Consider the following 20,755-nt stretch of genomic DNA (forward strand, 5'->3'; position numbering starts at 1 on the left):
TTATTTTCTTCAAGAAAAGGACTTGACTGTTATTTCAGATAATTTCAAAGATTCCTTAACATGCCGAGCAAAGGATAAAGCATGTGCCCCGTCCCCGTGAATACAAATGGTATCTGCTTTTAAAGCCACATCCGAGCCTTGCTGAGACAGGACCTTACCTTCCTTCACCATGCGAATGACCTGGGCAACGGCATCATCATCGTTTTCGATCAATGCGTCCTTTTCCAATCGGGAAGTCAATGAACCATCATGTTGGTAGGTACGGTCGGCAAATACTTCACTCCCTGTTTGCAATCCGATAGCCTGTCCGGCACGTATCAATTCACTGCCCGACAAACCAAATAAGATAAGCTCAGGATTCACTTTATATACCGCTTCGGCAATTGCCACGGATAACTCTTTGTTCTTTGCGGCCATATTGTATAAAGCCCCATGCGGTTTCACATGCTGCATACTACCGCCTTCGGATTGCAGAAAGCCATTCAATGCACCAATTTGATAGACGACAATATCATAAGCCTCCTGTGGTGAAATATTCATATTGCGTCTGCCAAATCCTATTAAATCCTGTAAACCTGGGTGGGCTCCGATCTTGACACCTTTCCCTAAAGCAAGCTGGACCGTTTTTCTCATGACTGTCGGATCACCAGCGTGGAATCCACAAGCTATATTGACAGATGTTACATAGTCCAAAATCTCTTGATCATTACCTATCCGGTAGGCGCCAAAACTTTCTCCTAAATCACAATTCAAATCAACCGTGTTCATACTACCCTCTCCTTTACTCACGGAAATTTCAGTAAATAAAAATTATGTAGTTACTCTTTCAATCACTTAAATGCATTAGTTCCGAAATTCGGAATTTGAGTTTCATATTTCGGAATATTCTTATTCTAGCATATTTTAATTATTTCGACAATAGTTTGTTAGATAACCTAACATTTGGATATAAAAAGCCGTTGTTTCCTTTGAAAGGAAGCAACGGCCATGATTACAGCACTAAATTTAGGAGTATATTATGACAATGAATTTTTAAATCGATTAATAGAAAACAATGAAATATCTTCCTTGCTCGTACCGGAGATAATCAAGTCGCTCAAAATTTCCCCCATGACACTGCTGAATTTAAAACCATGTCCTGAGAAACCTGCTGCTATGGCAATGTTTGGATAATAAGGATGTTTATCCACTATAAAATGCTCATCAGGGGTCATGGTGTAGATGCAAGTTTTCCCATATTTCAATTTTTGATCAGCAGGCATATATTTCCGCAAAAACTTCACCAAATCTCCCTCATCTTCATTCAATTCACCAAAACCTTCAATAAAGCCATCAGGATTTATACGGGTTCCCCCATCATGTCTCCCTACTTTCATTCCAGAACCATTTATACTGGGAAAGCCATAGTATGTACCAACTGAAGTATCAAAAGAAAAAGCCGGAAACTCATTATGATTATATAATCTTTCATTTGCATGAAACCATGCAAATGTTTTTCTGATTGGTTCCAGCGGCAGATTCAAATCTAACATCGCCAAGATTTTCGGTGCCCAAGCCCCAACTGCAACCACTAAAGATTCTGAGTGGAATGTCTGTTCATCCGTTTTAATCGTGACCCCATCCCCATGAACAACTATCTTCTTAACTTCACTGTTTACCCTGATGTCGGCACCATGATATTTCGCAAGTTGTTGATACGCTCTTAAGCACTCTTCACTTTTCAATACGCCCGAAGTCGCTTCATAGCATCCAATGTAGTCTTCCGGCAGTGTTATTCCAGGCCATCTATCATGAATTTCATGGTAATCCAAGATTTTCATAGGTAACCCATATTCGTTTGAACCCGCTATCACTTGCTTAATGAAAGTGGAATTTTCGCTACCAGCATTCAGGACCCCCGTTGGAAGAAATAATTGTTTCCCCGAATTTCTTTCCAACTCACCCCATAGCTCTTGGGATTTAAGTGCCAAAGAAATATACTCCCTGCCTTCACCATAAGCATGTCTAATAATTCTTGTTTCCCCGTGATGGCTGCCCTTATTATGAGGAGGAGCAAAGGAATCCAATACTAATACTTTTTGTCCATTTTTTGATAGATAATAACCTGAAGACATTCCCATAGATCCAGCTCCAATTACAATTACATCATAATGCATCTTTCATCCCTCCTTCTTTAAATATGATCCTTCATTTTAAAAAAGGGAAGCCATTTTACCTTATTTAATAAAGTAAAACAGCTTCCACATAGTTTTAGAACTCTATTTCCCCGATTGCCGTTTCAACGAACTTCACTATTTCCCCTTCATGAATTTGCCTATATATCGCTTCAATGTCAGGATGGAAAAAGCGGTCTTCTTCAACCATCGGGACTTCGCTCCGAACTAAATGATATACCCCCTCCGTGACCGATGACGGTTTCAAGGGCAGATGAAAGTCCATTGCTTGGGTTGCCGTCATCAGTTCGATAGCTAAAATATATTCAAGTTTCTTCGAAATCCGATAGGCTTTCTTCGCAGCGAAATAGGCAAAACTTATCACGTCTTCTTGATTTGCGCAGGTAGGGATATTATCTATTGTGGCTGGATGCGAGAGCACCCTGATTTCATTCAATAGCCCGGCGGCTGTATATTGCGGAATCATGTAGCCACTATTTAAACCTGGATTAACCACTAAGAAATTAGGTAATTCACTAAGGTGATGGTTTACAAGCCGATCTATTCTGCGTTCTGTTATTTTTGCTAGGTTTGCTAACGCGATGGAAATCGCATCCGTATAAATCCCAACAAATGAACCATCAAAATTCCCCGCCATCAGGGCAATTCCATCTTCCTCTTCCGGAAAAATCAGAGGATTGTCACTTACAGAGTTCATTTCATTCTCGATCGAAACAGCAGCGTCCTTCAAAACTTTTTTTATGGCTCCATGGACTTGTGGAATGCATCGTAAGCTAAGTGCATCTTGTAATCTATGATCCTTGTAAGTTTCAATGATTTGGCTGCCTTCAAGAATCCTTGTAACATTCCTGGCTGTCTTAGCCTGTTCCTCATGCTTTTTCAATGCGTGGGGACGGGGATCAAATGCTTTTATTGTACCTTTTAGCACTTCTAAAGACATTGCTCCCGTAATGTCGGCGGTTTTCGCGGCTTGCATGCTATTGTATAAAGCCAGGACAGCAATCGCAGTAATGGAAGTAGTCCCGCTTGTAAGTGCCAATCCTTCTTTAGCACCCAATGTAACAGGTGCTAATCCAGCTTTCTCTAAAGCTTCCATGCCAGGTATGAGCTCACCTTTATACCATGCCTTCCCCTCACCAATCACCACTAAGGCCATATGGGCTTCAGGAGAAAGATACCCCACTGACCCATCACCTGGAACATAGGGAAGTATATCGTGATTTAACATTGAAGCGATAAGGTTTAAAACTTGTAAACGGACCCCTGAATAACCTTGGCCTAAATTCACGAGGATCATCAATTGAATGGCTCTTACGACTTCTTTTTCAAGAGTTTCCCCAACAGATACGGCATGTGAACGAACAATATTCCGTTGAAGGGTTTCGGCGTCAAGTGGAGAAATCACCTCCGTCATATTACTGCCAAAACCTGTCGTTACACCGTAAATCAATCTATTATCATCTAAAAACTTGTCTATTAAGCTTCGTGATTTATCCACCCTTTCACGATAGGCCTCAGTGAAAGTAACTTTTGCACCATATCTTGCAACCGCAATTACCTCTTGGATTGAGATGGCATCATCTCCTAGTACAACCTCTTTAATATCCATAGGATGTAAACAATCGGTAGTTGTCATCTTATACATCACCTCTCACATGACTCATCAAGAAGGAGAAAAAGTTTTGTCCTTCTCATCATTTATTTGCTGGAAGCTAATCTTATGTTATTTTTTCATTTTCTGTAAAGGGAATTGCGGTTCCCTTCGGAGAACTCTCCGCTTCAAGCAAAGGGTCACTTGCTTCATGTAATGAGAGATTCTTCGTTTCAGGTGCCCAGGCGATCGATACGATCAAGCCGACCAGTAGGATGGCTGCCATTCCTGCCATTGAGGCACTTAATCCAAAAGAACTTAAAGAAACAGGCAGCAGAAATGTTCCAATTGCAGAACCAATCCGACTAATTGCCGTAACCATACCTATTCCCGAACCACGGATCTCAGTTGGAAAAAGCTCTGCCGGGTAAACTAATGTAAGGTTCGATGCCGCTGACATGAAAAAAGTAAAGATCAAGAAGGCTAACAACATTAAGAATTGAGAACCATTGTGCAAGAAGCTGAGTGAAAACAATGATACGGAAAGGATCGTGAAAGCCCCGATGGTAAATCCTCTGCGAGAAAATTTTGCAAGCAGCCAAAGACCAACAATTGCCCCAACAAGCAAGAATAGATTTAACATTGTATCCGCAAAAAAGTTCTGTTCAAAACCCATTGTACTAAGTATGGAAGGCAGGAAAGTGTAAATTGCAAAGTACGGAATAACAAGAGTCAATTTGAATATTCCACCAAAAGCCAAACGCTTACGAAGCCTTTTACTGAAAAGTCCACGAAACCCTAGAGTCTTTTGATTTTCTATGCCAGTCGTCGTTTCTCCCATTTCAACGTTCGATCCAAGGTGTTTTTTTACAATCTGGCGAGCTTCTTCGACACGCCCCATGCTTACAAGCCATCTTGGTGATTCAGGCGTTCCTATTCTTAAGATTAAAACCACAATAGCCGGAATGGCAGCGCTGACAAGCATCCAACGCCATGAGTCTGAACCAACCTGTCCCAGGTAATGACCAACAAAGTTTGATGCTACATATCCTAGCGTCCATACTACGTTTATAGACGCTAGGAGCGAGGAGCGATACTTTTTTGGTGAAAACTCGGCAAGCAAAGTCGTACCGACAGCGTAATCTCCTCCAAGTCCGAATCCAATCAGCAACCGTAAAATAAAAAGCTGTTCTGGGCTGCTAACAAAAAATTGTAAAATAGTAGCTACCGTGATAAGTAAAAAGTTTACGAGAAAGATTTTCTGTCTGCCAACACGGTCAGAAAGTCTTCCAAGTATTAAAGATCCCGCAAACAGACCGATTAAAGCAGAGCTGCCGATCAGCCCTGTCCACATTGAATTCATATTCATTTGAGGCCCGAATACTGTCAGGGCCATCGCAATGATCCCTAAAGAATAGCCATCACAAAAGCTGGAACCGAATGTAAGTCCTGCAATTCGAAAATGAAACCTATTAAATGGGGCATCGTCAATAGTGAATTTTTGTTCGTTCAAAGAATCCCCTCCATTTTTTGGTTTATAAGATATATAGAATCAAAAAAACACTCTTCCTGTAAAACTCCAGTAGTGACCCTGTCTTTGAATGGATCAATTAATCTTAATACTATAAAAAAATTCAGCGAAGAATATTATGAAATAATACTCTTTTTATAAACTATATCAAATCATTCTGCCTTTTAATTTCTATTTAATATATGAAAATATAGTTTAAGATTCGATCAATTGTTTATCATTGAAATAAATGACTTCACTAAGTATTTTACAGCCTTCCATTACCTCGAATTTTTCCCTAGCTTCCTTTTCTTTGGTAAACTCAAACATTTTTATGCCATTTTTCGAATGGATAGTGATTATCCACATAAAATTCCCTCCACATGGAAGATTCATTTCCACGAATTCCTTAAAACACTTTCATTTAATTTCACTGTAAAGTGGTAAAGTGTTTAATGCTGAAATTGGGTAGGATGATAGATCATCATCCTACTATTCAGCACCAATACATTTGTTGAATACTTCTAAAAGCCCATTCCATCCCCTGAATTTTTCAGTGGATGGAATGGGAAGACATATATTGAGAATAGTGATTTTTAAAGGCCCGTCAGGCTTTTGGAATCAGTATTCACTTTATCATTCACTACTTGCACACCATTTTTCCATACAGACTTAACGTGATTGACACCAAATAGATATTGCAACTCCTGATAGTTTTCAACATTCCATAAAACGACATCCGCTTGTTTTCCGACTTCAAGGGATCCGACCCTTTCTTGTCTGTTGATTGCACAAGCAGCATTGTATGTCGCCGCCGTCAGAGCTTCTGCAGGGGTAAGCCGCATCGAAATGCATGCCAGATTCATGACAAGCGGCATGGATGTCGTCGGTGAAGATCCGGGATTGCAATCGGTTGAAATGGCAACTGCCACACCTTCATCAACCATTCGTCGTCCAGGGGCCGCTTCTTCTCGTAAATACAAGGCAGTGGCTGGAAGCAAGCAGGCAATGGTGCCTGACTTCGCCATAGCAGTTATCCCCTCATCGGAAGCTTTTAACAAATGCTCAGCTGAAATGGCTCCGATCTTCGCAGCTAATTCAGCTCCACCGTAAGGCTCAATTTCATCAGCATGAATTTTAGGGATCAAGCCGTACTTTTTACCCGCCTTTAAAATCCGCTCTGATTGTTCAGGGGTAAAAACCCCTTTTTCACAAAAGACATCATTGAATTCTGCAAGCTTTTCTTCAGAGACGATTGGAAGCATATCATTAATCAGATGATCGACAAATTCATCCTCGCGGCCTTTATAATCCTTTGGAACCGCATGGGCTCCCATAAAAGTAGGAACTAGATCAATCGGATGCTCTTCCTGTAGCTTCTTCATCACCCGCAACTGCTTTAATTCGGTTTCCAAATTCATTCCATAGCCGCTTTTACCTTCTACTGTAGTCACGCCATGAGCGAGAAACGAATCAAGTCGTCGCATGGTTTGCTCCATCAATTCTTCTTCACTTGCTTCCCTTGTCATTCGGGTGGTAGCATGAATGCCCCCACCTGCGTTCATAATGTCCATATATGTTGCGCCTTCAAGACGCATTTCAAATTCACGTTCCCGACTCCCGCCATATACAACATGCGTATGTGGATCAACTAACCCAGGTGTCACCAAATGTCCAGTTGCATCAAAGACTTCAGCTTCATGCATTCTATCTGCATAGAGTTCTTCCAATTCTTTGGTCGTACCAATCGCTTGGATCAAACCAGATTCCATCCATATACTTCCATCTTCAATCAACCCAAGCTCTGACATTGCCTCTTTGGAACGAGGACCTTTCTTATCAGAGGTAAGCGTTGCAAGTTGAGCGGCATGTTTTATCCAAATTGGTTTTGTCATTGTTTATCAATTCCTTTATCAAGCATCGGGATATTAATACCTCTTTCACGGGCTGTTTCCTCTGCCAGTTCATACCCTGCGTCAACATGACGCACTACACCCATCCCAGGGTCCGTTGTCAAAACTCTCTCAATCCTGGCCGCTGCTTCTTTTGTTCCGTCTGCCACAATTACAACGCCTGCATGCATGGAGTAACCCATTCCTACGCCACCGCCATGATGTACGGAAACCCAGGTTGCACCGCCCACTGCATTCACCATTGCATTTAAGATCGGCCAGTCGGCCACTACATCGGAACCATCCTTCATGGCTTCCGTTTCACGATTCGGCGAAGCGACAGAGCCAGAATCCAAATGGTCACGGCCAATAACGATCGGGGCCTTCAATTCACCGCTTGCAACCATATCATTGAGAATTTTACCAAAACGGGCGCGCTCCCCATAACCAAGCCAGCAGATGCGGGAAGGCAGACCTTGGAACTGAATTTTTTCCTGAGCCATTCTAATCCAGTTACATAAATGTTCATTATCAGCGAATTCACGTAAAATGGCTTGATCTGTTTTATAAATATCTTCTGGATCACCAGATAAAGCCACCCAGCGGAAAGGACCTTTACCTTCACAGAATTGTGGACGGATATAAGCTGGAACGAAGCCCGGGAAGTCAAAAGCATTCTCTACCCCTTCATCTTTCGCAACTTGACGGATATTGTTGCCATAATCAAACGTCACAGCTCCTTTTTCCATCATTTCAAGCATCGCTCTTACATGTTTGGCCATTGAAGCTTTAGAGAGTTTAATATACTCTTCTGGATTTGCATTCCGTAATTCTGCAGCCTCCACCATTGACAGGCCTGAAGGAGTATATCCATTTAGCGGATCATGGGCCGAAGTCTGATCCGTCAAGACATCAGGAATGAAGTTCCTTGCGATCATTTCCGGAAGAATATCTGAAGCATTCCCAATCAAACCAATCGATAATGCTTTACCTGCAAGTTTAGCTTCATTGGCTAAACGAATGGCTTCATCCAATGAATCCGTTTTCACATCGGTATAACGAGTCTCGATCCTCCTGTCAATTCTTGTCTCATCTACATCGATCCCGATACAGACACCACCGTTCATCGTAACTGCTAGCGGCTGTGCCCCTCCCATTCCGCCTAAACCTGCCGTTAAAGTTATGGTGCCTTTTAACGAGTTATTGAAATGTTGTTTTGCAAGCTCAGCAAAGGTCTCGTATGTACCTTGTACGATCCCTTGAGATCCGATATATATCCAGCTGCCTGCTGTCATTTGCCCATACATCATCAATCCCTTTTTATCAAGTTCATGGAATGTTTCCCAGTTCGCGTATGCAGGGACGATATTTGAATTTGCAAGCAGGACACGTGGTGCATCAGAATGCGTTTTAAAAATTGCCACCGGTTTCCCTGATTGGACAAGTAAAGTTTCATCTTCTTCAAGCTCTTTTAGTGATTTGACGATTGCATCAAAGCATTCCCAGTTACGAGCTGCTTTCCCAATCCCTCCGTATACCACCAAATCTTCTGGACGTTCAGCAACTTCAGGATCCAAATTATTCATCAGCATTCTAAGCACTGCTTCTTGTTGCCATCCTTTAGTATGCAATTCTGTTCCTGTATAACGGATAACCTTGTTTGTAATCGTGTTCATTTTCATTTCCCCCTTGTTTTTGTTATATATTCATTCTATAAGAAAAATTCAGAATAATTTATTATAGTTTGATGATTATTTTATAATTTATTTTAAAGATTTGTCGTTAACTTTATTTTTTTATGAATAATTTCAATAATTACATTGTTATGAAATAAATAAAAAAGGACGATTCATTTATTGAATCGTCCTTTTTTATAATCCAGACCGATATGCTGATGGTGTACAAGATTCAAGCAATTTGAATTTGGCATTAAAATAAGTTTGATGTGAATAGCCAGCCAATTGTGAGATTTCCTCCAATGATATATCCGTTTCCTTTAATAAACGTTTAGCTTCCCTAATTCGAACTTGATGGAGCGTAGTTCGAAAAGACTCGCCTGATTCAGCCGCAAAACGTCGGCTGAGTGTGCTTTTATTGATACGCAGAGTCTCTGCACAACTCGCTAGATTCCACTGGGCGTCCCAATAGTTGGACTCGATCAGCTCTCTTGCCTTTTCACTAATTGTGCGTGCCCCTTCCTGTAACTGTCCATGATCCTGCATAAGCATATGCGTAGTGAACGCATGCAGCTCTTTTACTATTTGATGAATGACGGGTTTATGTACAATTTGCTGAAATACATCATAGTAAATTGCTTCTAGGGAAGCATTTTGCAAGTTGTATGATTTCATATGCCTACGAATCTGCGCGAGTACGCTTGTAAGGCGGATACGAACGATTTCCGGGTCGGGGTATGGTCGTTCAAAGGTAAGGAATTCACGTTCAATCCAGTTCCTGATGGCTTTTGCATCCCGTCGTTCGAGCATTTCTATCCAAAGTCTTTGTTCAAGAGGCGTGAGGAATGGATCCATCTCTTGAGGTGAAGTTTGTTGACTTTCGGCTAAAATGATATCATATCCATCAAAAAAGATTTGTCTCGTAAACTCACGTGTTTGCTGATACATCCTTTTTAAAGACTCATCTGAAGATGCCGCTTTTATAATGATAGCAAGGGGCTCATCCATTCTTTCTTTCCAGTGGGCAAGAAAAGCTTGATACTCTTCCTTATAAACTTCAACTTCCTTTGTTTCCTGGACACATAAAATAAAATCCGATAAAGCGAAGATTTGATTTTTCCCAGTAAAAGAATATCGTTGCAATTCATCATAAACTAATGGCAGGGTCTTGTTATCAGGTGTCAAAAAAGCGACCATGGTTATTCGACTTTCATGCCTCCGGTCCGTCAAGAAGAAATCAGGATACCCAATATCCAGAGCATTCTCATCATCCATGGTGTTTGACGAGAGAAGATTTGGACCATTTCTCAATTGAAAACGCAATTGTTGGATATGTTTTACCAAATCCGCCGAAGAAAAAGGACGGAATAATACATCTTCAGCACGGAAACGTAAGGCTCGATAAGCCGTTTGAAAAATTCGCTCAGATGAAATCCCTAACCATCGAATTCCCCTTCGCTTTAATGAAACACCCATCGCCTCACTTTCATCCGTCCAAATATCCATATCCAAAATAACGAATTCCGGTTGCTGATTGCGGATGCCCTTTTCAAATTCTTCAATCGTTTTCCATAAGATCAGTCTAACTCCCGTAAGGTGGGACTCGACTATCCATCGAATTCCTTGAGCCTCAATCTCATCTTTTGCCACCAAATGAATTTCCACATCATCACCTCATTTCTGCTGATATTCGTGTAATGAAAATAAATATAAAGCACAACTTGAAGAGAAAAGGAATGCCTGGTCTTTTCGAATGCACTTGTATCCCATCTCCATTCTAATCCCGCCGAAAACTACAAACAAGTCCTATTGGACAGAACCTGCGATTAAGATTAAATCTTTGATATGCTCAACCGTTATTTTTATCTACTCGGGAAGTAGCCATATGAAAAATATAAAAAGAAACATCATAGGAACTTTTAAGATTTCCAATGATGTTTCTTTTTTAATCACTTTTAATCTTCAATACATATAGAACCTTTATTATCGATTAATATTGACTTCAACTTCTTTTACGATGTTTTCCGCTGAAGCATCTGTCAATTTTAATGAAAATAGGGTGATGACTCCTATTACAAGTAATCCAGATAAAATAAACATACCTTGAGTAAATGCAACAGTTCCGAGAATCATCGGTCCTACAAAACCGCCTAAAGCCGCAAATGAATTGACGATGGCTATTCCAACTGGTGCAGTGGACTCAGAGAAGAAAAATGTCATATAGGCGAAGAAACATCCACTGAACCCGTATAAACCGAATGATGTAATCGTTAACATAAGCACCATCATAAAAACACTATCTGAAAAGCCGCACCCGATAAAACCGACAACTGCTATCATGAGGCAAACGAGCAAGTGTGATTTATGTTCATTGGTCCGATCTGAATTCCAGCCCACAAACATAATGGCAGGTATGCCTACTAACGATGGAATCATCGCTAACCAGCCTATTTCTAAATTGGTTGTTGCATTTTCCGATAAAGATTTAATGATGGTGGGCATCCAGAATGACAATCCATAGATGGATGTGTACCCCGCGAAATAAAATAGGGCCAGCTTCCAAATTTTCGCATCTTTCAGCATAGCAAGCTTTGTGACCTTATTTACTTTCGAGCTAACTTTTCTTTCCGCACTCAATTCCCCTTCTAACCAATCACTTTCTTCCTTAGATAACCATTTAGCGTTAGTCGGTCTATTAGTTAAATAGAAAACAACAACAACACCGATAATAATGGCCGGAATGCCTTCAAGGATGAACATCCACCTCCAGCCGGCCATACCGAACCAGGAAATATTGTCAAGTATCCACGTCGACACAGGCGCACCTATCAATCCGCCAATCGGTAAGGCTAAAAGCAGGGCTGCTGTTGCCCGTCCTCTCTCGCGGGCCCTGAACCAATAAGTTAAATACAAAATTATACCCGGAAAAAAACCAGCTTCGGCAACACCTAATAAAAAACGGAGAATATATAAATGCATCGTTGTTTGCGCAAAACCTGTTAATATTACCACGAGTCCCCACGAAATCATGATGCGGGCAATCCATATCCGAGCTCCCACTTTATGCATGATCATGTTGCTAGGAACTTCAAAGAAGAAATAGCCTATAAAAAAAATGCCGGAAAGCAATCCAAAAACTTCAGCGGATAAAGCTAATTCTGCGTTCATTTGTAAAGCAGCATAGCCTAAATTGACCCTGTCCAAGTAAGCAATGATATAAAGGAGCAAGATAAATGGAAGAATGCGTTTCATCGTTTTACTGATCGTTCTTTTCTCTATCTCACCACTGGAATGATTCATGATAATTCCCTCCCTTTTCTTGCTACTATTTCCCAAAAAATAATCCGTTTTACGCACATCACTTTCCTGCATCCCAATACTATGGTACATTCCTAGGCTTTAAGTTTATTCTGATACCCCCTCCATTTACATATACTGCATCCAAATTTTATAAATATAATCCATATGCTCATGGCTAAGGAGTACTAAGTCTTTCTACATGACAGTAACCAATAGTATAAGAATCTTCAGACACCTGATTCTCCCACTCGAAAAACCTCCTAATTTAAACTGAACTAACCTCCTCCATACTTGATCTCAAAAATTTGTAAGCGCTTTCTTAAAATGCGAAATGTGATTAAGAAAGCGTTGTGATTATTGATGATCTACGTTAGATTAAATAGACCACCAATCAATTAACTAGACTGTAGTCTGATATTAAACCATACAGGAATATTCTGTCAATTATCATTTGGAGGTTTTTTATGATTGAGCCTAGAAAGAAACAGCTTAGGGGAGAAAAGACTCGTGAAAAAATATTAAAAATATCTTTAAAGCTATTTAGCGAAAAAGGTTATGATAAAGTCACCGTTGACGAAATCGTGAAAAAAAGCGGCACATCAAAAGGGTCATTTTACCAACACTTTTCAGCGAAATCGGATATTTTTTTAGTGAGATTCATAGAAGTTGATGATTACTATCGTGAAGTCTTCCGTTCGTTCCCAGTTGATATGGACGCTACCGAGAAATTATTTATTTTCATACGCGAATTGATGCGTTTTCTGGAAGAAGAAATGGGCAAAGATTTAATGAAAGTGATTTACAGTTCCGCATTAGATTCGAAAGTACATACTTACTTTTCAAATTCAAATCGCTCACTCTTCCTAATTATTCGTTCATTAATTGAAGAGGCGAAAGAACAAAACGACATTGGCACTGACCAATCAGTTAACGAAGTTTCACAACTAATCACCCAAAGCCTAATGGGAATCATCTATCATTGGGGATTAAACAACTCAGAACAAAGCTTGGAATCACTATCCATACCGCTAACCAAAACAATCATTAACGGGCTGAAAACTAAGATCTAATACCTTAAATCAAAAGATTCATCTTCAAAAAATCTGACATTAATTCAATATTAACCCCAATCTCACTGAATGGTCAGGGTAACTCCATTAATCTATAAAGTTCATACTTTTTCATTATTTTCAATTGAGTGTCAGACATATTAAACAAGGAGTCGAAAGCCAGATATCATGAAACGATTTTTATTTATCATCCTATATGCACTATTATTTGGATTATCGCTGCAGGCTTTTAATTTCAGGCTTGACCACCCTATTGCCAAAGATATCAGCCGGCTGATGCCGGTTAAAATGAAAACGATTAAGGCGGAAGATAGTGAAGAAGAAATCAAAAAGGTCGTTATGGATGCCGAAAAAAACGATGATCCCATTTCCATTGCTGGAATGCAGCATAGCCAAGGAGGGCAGACATTATATCCAAATGGGATCCTGCTCGATATGAAGCACTATGATAAAATACTTGATTTGGATGTAAAAGAAAAACGCATCACGGTCCAAAGCGGGGCAACCTGGGCTGCTCTCCAGGAATATATCAACCCATATGGACTTGCACTGAAGGTCAGTCAATCTCAAAATATTTTTACCATCGGCGGGTCTTTGAGCGTTAATGTCCATGGCCGCGATATCCGTCATCATGCCTTGATAGAAACCGTGGATTCTTTTAGATTGCTTAACGCAAAAGGACAAATCCTAACAGTGAGCCGCGAAGAAAATTCGGAGCTCTTCCATTCGGTTATTGGCGGGTATGGTTTGTTTGGCGTAATACTCGATGTAACACTCCACCTTACCGATGACGAACTTTATAACATTAAAACTAAATCACTCCATTATGATGAATATACGTCGTACTTTAAAAGAGAAGTTCTTAAAAACGATGATGTTAAAATGCATCTTGCGAGAATATCTGTTGCTTCTGGCTCCTATTTGGATGAAATGTATGTAACGGACTATTATAAGGCAAATGACCAAACACACCTATCTGACTACAATACTCTCAAACGGGAAACGATCATTGCCGTGCCTAAATTCTTTCTTGGCCTATCACGATTTAATGACTGGGGTAAAAAAAGGTTTTGGGAAACTCAAAAAGCCTACACGGCCAATATTGCTGGCAACTTGGTTTCGAGGAATAATGTGATGCGGTCGGACTCAGCCTTTATGGATTACAGCAACCCCACCAAAACTGAAGTGCTGCAAGAATACTTCGTTCCGATTGATCAATTTGCAGATTATATCGATGATTTAAGAAATACCTTATCTGATGAGAAAGATTTTAATTTATTAAATATTACAATTCGTTATGTTGAACATAATGATGAATCACTCATGTCCTATGCCAAGGATGATATGTTCGCTCTTGTGATGCTCATCAATCAAGGGACAGATAACGATAGTAAGGAAAATACGGGAAGGGTCATCCGTAATATGATTAATGTGACGCTTGACCATAACGGAAGCTACTATTTGCCCTATTATGGGTATCCAACCAAGACCCAATTATATGAAGCTTATCCGCATACTGAGGAATTCTTTCGATTAAAGAAGAAGTATGATCCTGATAATCGCTTCATGAATCTTTTCTATGAGGAGTATCATCCATGAATTATAAACGGTTTGTTTTTTACCAAGGCACTGTTGGAATGGCTGCCAGCATGATTTTCCCTTTTTATATTTTGCTGATCAAAAATGTAGGTACAAGTTATTCACAATTCGGGTGGGCATATGGAATATTCTCACTGACTGCAGCAGTTAGTTATCCTTTAATCGGAAAATTCACTGACAAAGCCGGTGACAAAGCATTTCTCCTTATCTATTCATGGGGGATGGCATTAATCCTTCTTGCCTTTCCTCTCGCATATGAAATTTGGCATGTTTATCTCCTGCAAATCATTATGGGGGTACTTGGGGCAGTGCAAAAAAACACTGAAAAAACCGTACTTGCAAGATATGTTACGAAGAAAACAGCGGGTGAGGAAATTGGAAACTACCATGTTTGGACATCCATCGGTGCTGCAGCAGCGGTGATTGCAACCGGATATTTAGTCGACTTTTTAACGATTGGCAGCATCTTTTACATTGCCTCCTTAATGTTTGCCTGGAGTGGATTTATTATAATGAAGATGGAGAAAAATACTTCACTATCTAATGCAGAAAAAATAAAAATATAAGCATTTATTACGCCTATAATTCAGTTAGCCCTTTTAGTGGAAGAAGCATCTGCATGAACCTCAGCAGATGCTTCTTCCACTATATAAATCATTTGCGGATCAAAAAACAAAAAATGATATTACAAAAAACCTGCTCCCCTTTTCTCAATTTGGTTTCGTTAAATATACGAGTTCTAAACTTACTGCCTTTATTAGTACAATTAAAGATAACGGACCAGAACTCATATAATAAAATACTACTTTCTTATCAACTTGGTTATTATTTTTCCGTCTAAAAAAACTAATGACGTCATAACTATTCCCATTCCAATCAACTGATGAATAGACAACGCTTCATGTAAAAAGAAAAAGCCTATAATCATTCCGATGACAGGCACTATATAATTACTATATGAAGTAAATAATGCGCCTTCTTGCCGAATCAGCCTATTAAATAATGCATAAACAACACCAGCATGGAAAATGCCTAAAATCGCTAAGTAGATAGTTTGAGATCGTGCTAAATCCAATTTGAAAGATTGCTCAAACAAAAGGGACATGGGTATGAGCAATGCACTGGCAATCAGTAATACATTTCTCATATGAATAACGGAAGATCCCTCGTTTAATTTCTCCATGAAAATCAATGATAATCCAAAACTCATGGCAGCCAATATCAATAGGATGTTCCCCTGAATACTGTTAGAAAGGTCTTGGATTCCTTGTGTTGGCCAGGAAAGGAAGACAATACCTGCAAATCCGAATAGAATACTTGTAATCTCCGGCATTGTGCTTTTTCTTTTGAAAAATGCTAGTAAAAAGAGGATGGTAAAGACGGGAACCATTCCAATCAGCACCGCTGCGATACTGCTAGGCACCGATTTCTGGCCTTGTGCAATAAACACGAATGGCAGTACAACCTCGAAAAAAGCAATGATTATATACCATTTATAATAACTCCTGGGTACTCTTCGCTCTTCTTTTGATAAAAAAAACCAAAGAAGAGTAAACAGATACCGCCGATACATGCTTTGATGGCTGACAATGTAATAACCCCAACATTATCTATGACTAATGCAATAAAGAAGAATTGAGATCCCCATATACCACTAATCAAGAGTAACAACACATATTTATTTATTCACTTTACCTCCCTTTTCAGCAATGGATCGGCAAAAGTCTTACTATTATGCTTTGATTGAATTCCACCAAAATAATTCGTGCCGATTACCCCAGCAAGAATAATCATTGCACCTATTACATGATAATAATGAATCGATTCATGTAAGAAAATCACCCCTGCTATTATCGTAATCAATGTCGCTAAATTACTAAAAACGCTCATTTTAGATGCTGGTAATATAGATAATGAAAAGTTTGATAAAAAAGCAGTAAGCAGTGACGATAATACCCCAAGATATACGATTGAAATGAGGAATGCATTACTTGTGAAGGGTAATAAAAAGCTACTAATAGATTGGTTAATTATATGGTTGATGACGGCCATACTATTAAAAGTCACAAAACCAAAGAACGTCATCACATAAGTTAACGTAAATAGTGAATATTGCTTTGTTACCTTCCTCGCCACCACATTATAGAGAGCGGCAGCAATCGAGGATAATAAGATCAGGATCGTTCCTTTCAAACTGTGATCCGCAAGTTGCAAGTCATTCATGACAAAGATAAAGATAACCCCCATCACAGATAAATAAAGAAAGAATTTCTGACCTTTACCAGCGTATTCTTTCAAAAATAATGAAGCTGATAATAACGTAAAAATTGGTATGGTAGCTTGGATAATACCCGCTTCTGAAGATGAGGTATACAAGAGACCAAACACTTGAAATGTAAAGAATAAAATTGGATAAAGGAACACCAACGGAAGAATTTTCAAAGTATCCTTTGCACTTATTTTCACTGATGTCCTCCTATATAGCTTAAAAATTATGGCGATCAAAAAAGCCATCGTAAATCGATGTGCCAATGTATCTAACGGACTAGCTTCCATTAATGATATTTTTGTAAAGATAAATGAAAATCCAATAATAATGGCATATAGTATCGCCGCAAAATAGGCTTTTTTATTTTCTGGCATATTTAGTAACTCCTCCTTTTAACACCCGGCCGGTTGTTAGTATCGTATTAAAAGTTCCACTACGATACAATACAAATAAGAAGCATCTGTAACGGTACAGTTTTAGGAGGTATTCATGCTAAAATACATAGCCTTGTTTAATGAATTTGAATCTCTCATCCAGAATGGACGGCTCAAAGCGGGCTTTAAACTCCCATCTATTCGTCAATTAAGCGATCAACATCAATGTAGTAAAAGTACAGTCTTGAAAGCACTGCAAGAATTGGAAAAGAGGCATTTAATCTACGCGGTTCCTAAAAGTGGATATTATGTCGTCCAAAAAGAATTTGATGGTAAAAGCGAACCAACAATGGAAATCGACTTTGTTACCTCCGCTCCTGCTTGGCATCAATTTCCGTATCATGACTTTCAACATTGCATCAACAAAGCCATCGATACCTATCAGCAAGAATTGTTTATCTATGGCACTCCTAAAGGACTGCCCTCTTTAATTAAAGTGATACAAAAACAATTAGAGCAGTATCAGGTTTTCGCAAAAGAAGAACAGATTTTCATTACTTCTGGCGTGCAGCAAGCACTTTCCTTATTAACGTTCATCCCCTTTCCAAATGAACGTACCCATATACTTGTTGAACAGCCTAGTTATCATCTATTTGTGGAGCAATTGAAAGCGTACAAGATTCCCGTGCTAGGAATCCAACGAACAGCAGAAGGTATTGATTTAGGGGAATTAGAACGGATTTTTAGTGATCAGGAAATTAAATTCTTTTATACGATGCCTCGTTTTCATAATCCGTTAGGGACATCTTACTCTAAAATGGAAAGAGAGGAGATACTAAAACTTGCAGTAAAGCATGGTGTCTATATTGTAGAAGATGATTATTTAGCAGATTTCGAAGAAAATATGAAGGTGGACCCCATTTTTTCCAGGGATACTCATCAAATGGTCATTTATTTAAAAAGCTTCTCTAAAATAATGTTTCCAGGATTACGCATAGGTGTTGCCGTATTGCCTAAACCATTAACGGACAGCTTCCAACTATTAAAAAGAACAGCTGATATTGATAGTTCCATGATTTCACAAGCAGCCTTGGAAATCTACATAAAAAGCGGTATGTTTAAACACCATAGAAACAAAGTGCGTCTTTCCTATTTATTGCGAGCAAACTTGCTATATGATGCTCTGGAAAAGCACTCTGCTTCAGGCTTTTATCGCCCACCATCCATATGTATGAACGCTCATATCGTACTGCCTCAGCGTTTAAATAGTACTCACCTCATCAATAACTTACAGAATCAACAAGTACTGGTAGAGACGATGGGTCAAAATTATTTAGATGGCTTTCACCAGGAAAAAATATTAAAATTAAACGTGTCCAATACAAATATACAAAAACTGGACCAAGGAATAGCTATCATTTTTAAAGAATTGAATAACAAGCAGAACTATTACTTATAAAGCTTTTACATAAGGTATAGTCACTTTCCACACAGGGCAATAAACAAAAAAGAGCCAATTAGAATTGGCTCTTTACAAGGTTGCTCTTATCAGTCCTCTTTATTTATAAAATTTTATACGATCCTCAAGTGGTTTGAATTCTTTATCACCCGGTTGAGCTGTTGGATTTCCAAATGGCATTTGCGCAATCAATTTCCAATTGCTTGGAACACTCCATTCTTTTTTCACTTCATCATCAATTAGGGGATTATAATGCTGTAAAGTTGCTCCCAATCCTTCTGCTTCAAGTGCCGTCCAAACAACTAATTGATGCATGCCTGATGTTTGTTGTGACCAGATTGGGAAGTTATCGGCATACGTTGCAAATTGTTCTTGAAGTGATTTCACAACAGATTCATCTTCAAAGAATAATATTGACCCATATCCCGCTTTAAATGAATCCATTTTTTGTTGAGTGCCAGAGAAATCTCCCTCACCAACCGCTTTCTTTAATGCCTGCGTCGTAATATCCCATAATTTATCATGGGCCGATCCTGTCAAAACAACAAGGCGTGAGGATTGGGAATTAAAAGCCGATGGCGTATGTTTTACCGCAAATTCTACTATTTCTTTAATTTTCTCATCGGATACTCCGACCTCTTTATTGATTCCATAAAATGAACGTCTCTCTTTAATGGCCGTGTAAAAATCTTTTGTCATAAGTCATTCCTCCAGAGCATTTTTTCTATTTCAAATGATTATTCCATTTTTTATTTTCTACCTGTTTTAGTATGGGCATAAACCAACATATCATTCGCTAAAGATTGTCAATTATTCTTTAATGAATTCTTTGGTGCTTCTTACTGTATCAATGGGACGGACCAACTTTTCGATTTGCTCCCTCTTTGATTCTAAGAACGGTGGTAAAGATAATTTTTCCCCAAGCGTTTCATACGGCTCATCCCCCATAAATCCAGGACCATCCGTGGCAAACTCGAATAAAATTTGCGGCGCCACTCTTACGTAAAGCGACTCAAAGAAGTGACGATCAACATAACCGGACGTATGAAATTGGAAGCTTTCCATTCGTTTGATCCATTCTTCCAGAACGGAACGGTCTTCAACACGGAATGCTGTATGGTGAACAGTCCCAAAACCCTGCCGTGCCTGAGGGAGGATCGAATTATGCTCGACGATAACTTGAGCACCATTCCCCCCTTCCCCTACCTCAAATAGGTGAAATGATCCTTCCTTGTCTATTTCTTTGAATAATAGGACTTTTTCCATCATTTCTTTAAAGTAATCGAAATTGGCGATCCGAATGAAAATTGGTCCTAATCCTGTAATAGCGTATTCCAGAGGAATCGGCCCTTTTTGCCAAGGGATTCCAGCTGCAACCCCTTCATTATTTTCATCTGAAATCAATTGATATTGCTGATCATCAAAATCCACAAAAGAAATGATCTTTTTGCCAAACTGTTCTTGGATTCCTGTATTCTTTACCTCTAAACGGTCAAAGCGTTTAACCCAATACTCCAATGCCGCATCAGTCGGTACACGGAAGGATGTTTTGGAAATCTCATTAGTCCCATGCTCTCCTTTAGGAATACCAGGAAAATCGAAGAATGTCATGTCAGTACCCGCACCGCCAACATCGTCGGCAAAAAACAGGTGATAAGTTTGGATATCATCTTGGTTGACTGTTTTCTTGACTAAACGCATGCCTAATATATTTGTGAAAAATTCATAATTCTTTTCTGCACTACTTGTTATGGCCGTTACGTGATGTATACCTTTTAATCCATTCATAAACTATTCCTCCCATTAAAACGAATCAATTTTTGGATGTTCAGCTTTTTCAT

At 39.3% G+C, this 20,755-nt stretch carries 18 protein-coding genes; 4 read left to right on the plus strand and 14 right to left on the minus strand.

Annotated features, from left to right (window positions below; translation table 11 throughout):
- Window positions 1–9: 9 nt before the first annotated feature.
- From pxpA to ACQKMF_RS09245, 9 genes are all read right to left on the minus strand, one after another.
- A complete protein-coding gene (gene pxpA / locus ACQKMF_RS09205; protein WP_402942332.1) occupies window positions 10–768 on the minus strand; it encodes a 5-oxoprolinase subunit PxpA in 759 nt (252 codons plus the stop codon).
- A 248-nt stretch (window positions 769–1,016) separates the two neighbouring features.
- Window positions 1,017–2,156, minus strand: a complete 1,140-nt coding sequence (gene solA / locus ACQKMF_RS09210) for an N-methyl-L-tryptophan oxidase (protein ID WP_402942330.1) — start codon at window positions 2,154–2,156, stop codon at window positions 1,017–1,019.
- Between the two features lie 94 nt (window positions 2,157–2,250).
- Window positions 2,251–3,810 carry a histidine ammonia-lyase gene (gene hutH / locus ACQKMF_RS09215; RefSeq protein WP_427572725.1) on the minus strand — a complete coding sequence of 520 codons (1,560 nt, stop codon included), beginning with the start codon at window positions 3,808–3,810 and terminating at the stop codon, window positions 2,251–2,253.
- Between the two features lie 82 nt (window positions 3,811–3,892).
- Window positions 3,893–5,278, minus strand: coding sequence for an MFS transporter (locus tag ACQKMF_RS09220; protein WP_101221824.1), 1,386 nt, complete (start codon window positions 5,276–5,278; stop codon window positions 3,893–3,895).
- 213 nt (window positions 5,279–5,491) lie between these two features.
- The gene (locus tag ACQKMF_RS09225; RefSeq protein ID WP_202190547.1) at window positions 5,492–5,644 is read right to left on the minus strand and encodes a hypothetical protein; all 153 of its coding nucleotides are present in this window, start codon (window positions 5,642–5,644) and stop codon (window positions 5,492–5,494) included.
- Between the two features lie 227 nt (window positions 5,645–5,871).
- Window positions 5,872–7,170: an imidazolonepropionase gene (hutI, locus tag ACQKMF_RS09230; RefSeq protein WP_427572728.1), complete on the minus strand. Its 1,299-nt coding sequence runs from the start codon at window positions 7,168–7,170 to the stop codon at window positions 5,872–5,874.
- Window positions 7,167–8,843, minus strand: coding sequence for a urocanate hydratase (gene hutU, locus ACQKMF_RS09235; protein ID WP_101221822.1), 1,677 nt, complete (start codon window positions 8,841–8,843; stop codon window positions 7,167–7,169). Before hutU ends, hutI begins: the two co-directional genes overlap by 4 nt.
- Before the next feature lie 195 nt (window positions 8,844–9,038).
- A complete protein-coding gene (locus tag ACQKMF_RS09240; protein WP_230176448.1) occupies window positions 9,039–10,508 on the minus strand; it encodes a helix-turn-helix transcriptional regulator in 1,470 nt (489 codons plus the stop codon).
- A 318-nt stretch (window positions 10,509–10,826) separates the two neighbouring features.
- On the minus strand, window positions 10,827–12,143 hold the full coding sequence (locus ACQKMF_RS09245) for an MFS transporter (protein ID WP_402942322.1): 1,317 nt from the start codon (window positions 12,141–12,143) through the stop codon (window positions 10,827–10,829).
- Between the two features lie 464 nt (window positions 12,144–12,607).
- Between ACQKMF_RS09245 and ACQKMF_RS09250 the strand changes: the two genes are divergently transcribed.
- From ACQKMF_RS09250 to ACQKMF_RS09260, 3 genes are all read left to right on the plus strand, one after another.
- Window positions 12,608–13,213, plus strand: a complete 606-nt coding sequence (locus tag ACQKMF_RS09250; RefSeq protein ID WP_427572731.1) for a TetR/AcrR family transcriptional regulator — start codon at window positions 12,608–12,610, stop codon at window positions 13,211–13,213.
- Window positions 13,214–13,381: 168 nt separating this feature from the next.
- Window positions 13,382–14,812 (plus strand): FAD-binding protein, encoded by a 1,431-nt coding sequence (locus ACQKMF_RS09255; RefSeq protein ID WP_427572733.1) that lies wholly within the window; start codon window positions 13,382–13,384, stop codon window positions 14,810–14,812.
- Window positions 14,809–15,378: an MFS transporter gene (locus ACQKMF_RS09260; RefSeq protein ID WP_101221817.1), complete on the plus strand. Its 570-nt coding sequence runs from the start codon at window positions 14,809–14,811 to the stop codon at window positions 15,376–15,378. Before ACQKMF_RS09255 ends, ACQKMF_RS09260 begins: the two co-directional genes overlap by 4 nt.
- 236 nt (window positions 15,379–15,614) lie before the next feature.
- Here ACQKMF_RS09260 and ACQKMF_RS09265 read toward each other — a convergent pair whose 3' ends face one another.
- The 3 genes from ACQKMF_RS09265 to ACQKMF_RS09275 are packed head-to-tail and all read right to left on the minus strand — an operon-like array spanning window position 15,615 to window position 17,455.
- Window positions 15,615–16,385 carry a DMT family transporter gene (locus ACQKMF_RS09265; RefSeq protein ID WP_427572735.1) on the minus strand — a complete coding sequence of 257 codons (771 nt, stop codon included), beginning with the start codon at window positions 16,383–16,385 and terminating at the stop codon, window positions 15,615–15,617.
- The gene (locus ACQKMF_RS09270; protein WP_427572737.1) at window positions 16,295–16,486 is read right to left on the minus strand and encodes a hypothetical protein; all 192 of its coding nucleotides are present in this window, start codon (window positions 16,484–16,486) and stop codon (window positions 16,295–16,297) included. Before ACQKMF_RS09270 ends, ACQKMF_RS09265 begins: the two co-directional genes overlap by 91 nt.
- Window positions 16,487–16,498: 12 nt before the next feature.
- Window positions 16,499–17,455, minus strand: a complete 957-nt coding sequence (locus ACQKMF_RS09275; RefSeq protein WP_402942313.1) for a DMT family transporter — start codon at window positions 17,453–17,455, stop codon at window positions 16,499–16,501.
- A 115-nt stretch (window positions 17,456–17,570) separates the two neighbouring features.
- Between ACQKMF_RS09275 and ACQKMF_RS09280 the strand changes: the two genes are divergently transcribed.
- The gene (locus tag ACQKMF_RS09280) at window positions 17,571–18,914 is read left to right on the plus strand and encodes a PLP-dependent aminotransferase family protein (RefSeq protein ID WP_252269657.1); all 1,344 of its coding nucleotides are present in this window, start codon (window positions 17,571–17,573) and stop codon (window positions 18,912–18,914) included.
- A gap of 99 nt (window positions 18,915–19,013) precedes the next feature.
- Here ACQKMF_RS09280 and ACQKMF_RS09285 read toward each other — a convergent pair whose 3' ends face one another.
- The gene (locus ACQKMF_RS09285) at window positions 19,014–19,613 is read right to left on the minus strand and encodes a nitroreductase family protein (RefSeq protein WP_230176453.1); all 600 of its coding nucleotides are present in this window, start codon (window positions 19,611–19,613) and stop codon (window positions 19,014–19,016) included.
- A 111-nt stretch (window positions 19,614–19,724) separates the two neighbouring features.
- On the minus strand, window positions 19,725–20,702 hold the full coding sequence (locus ACQKMF_RS09290) for a ring-cleaving dioxygenase (RefSeq protein ID WP_252269646.1): 978 nt from the start codon (window positions 20,700–20,702) through the stop codon (window positions 19,725–19,727).
- Window positions 20,703–20,755: the final 53 nt, after the last annotated feature.

The sequence above is a fragment of the Peribacillus sp. NPDC101480 genome (assembly GCF_050277335.1).
Taxonomy (GTDB): domain Bacteria; phylum Bacillota; class Bacilli; order Bacillales; family DSM-1321; genus Peribacillus.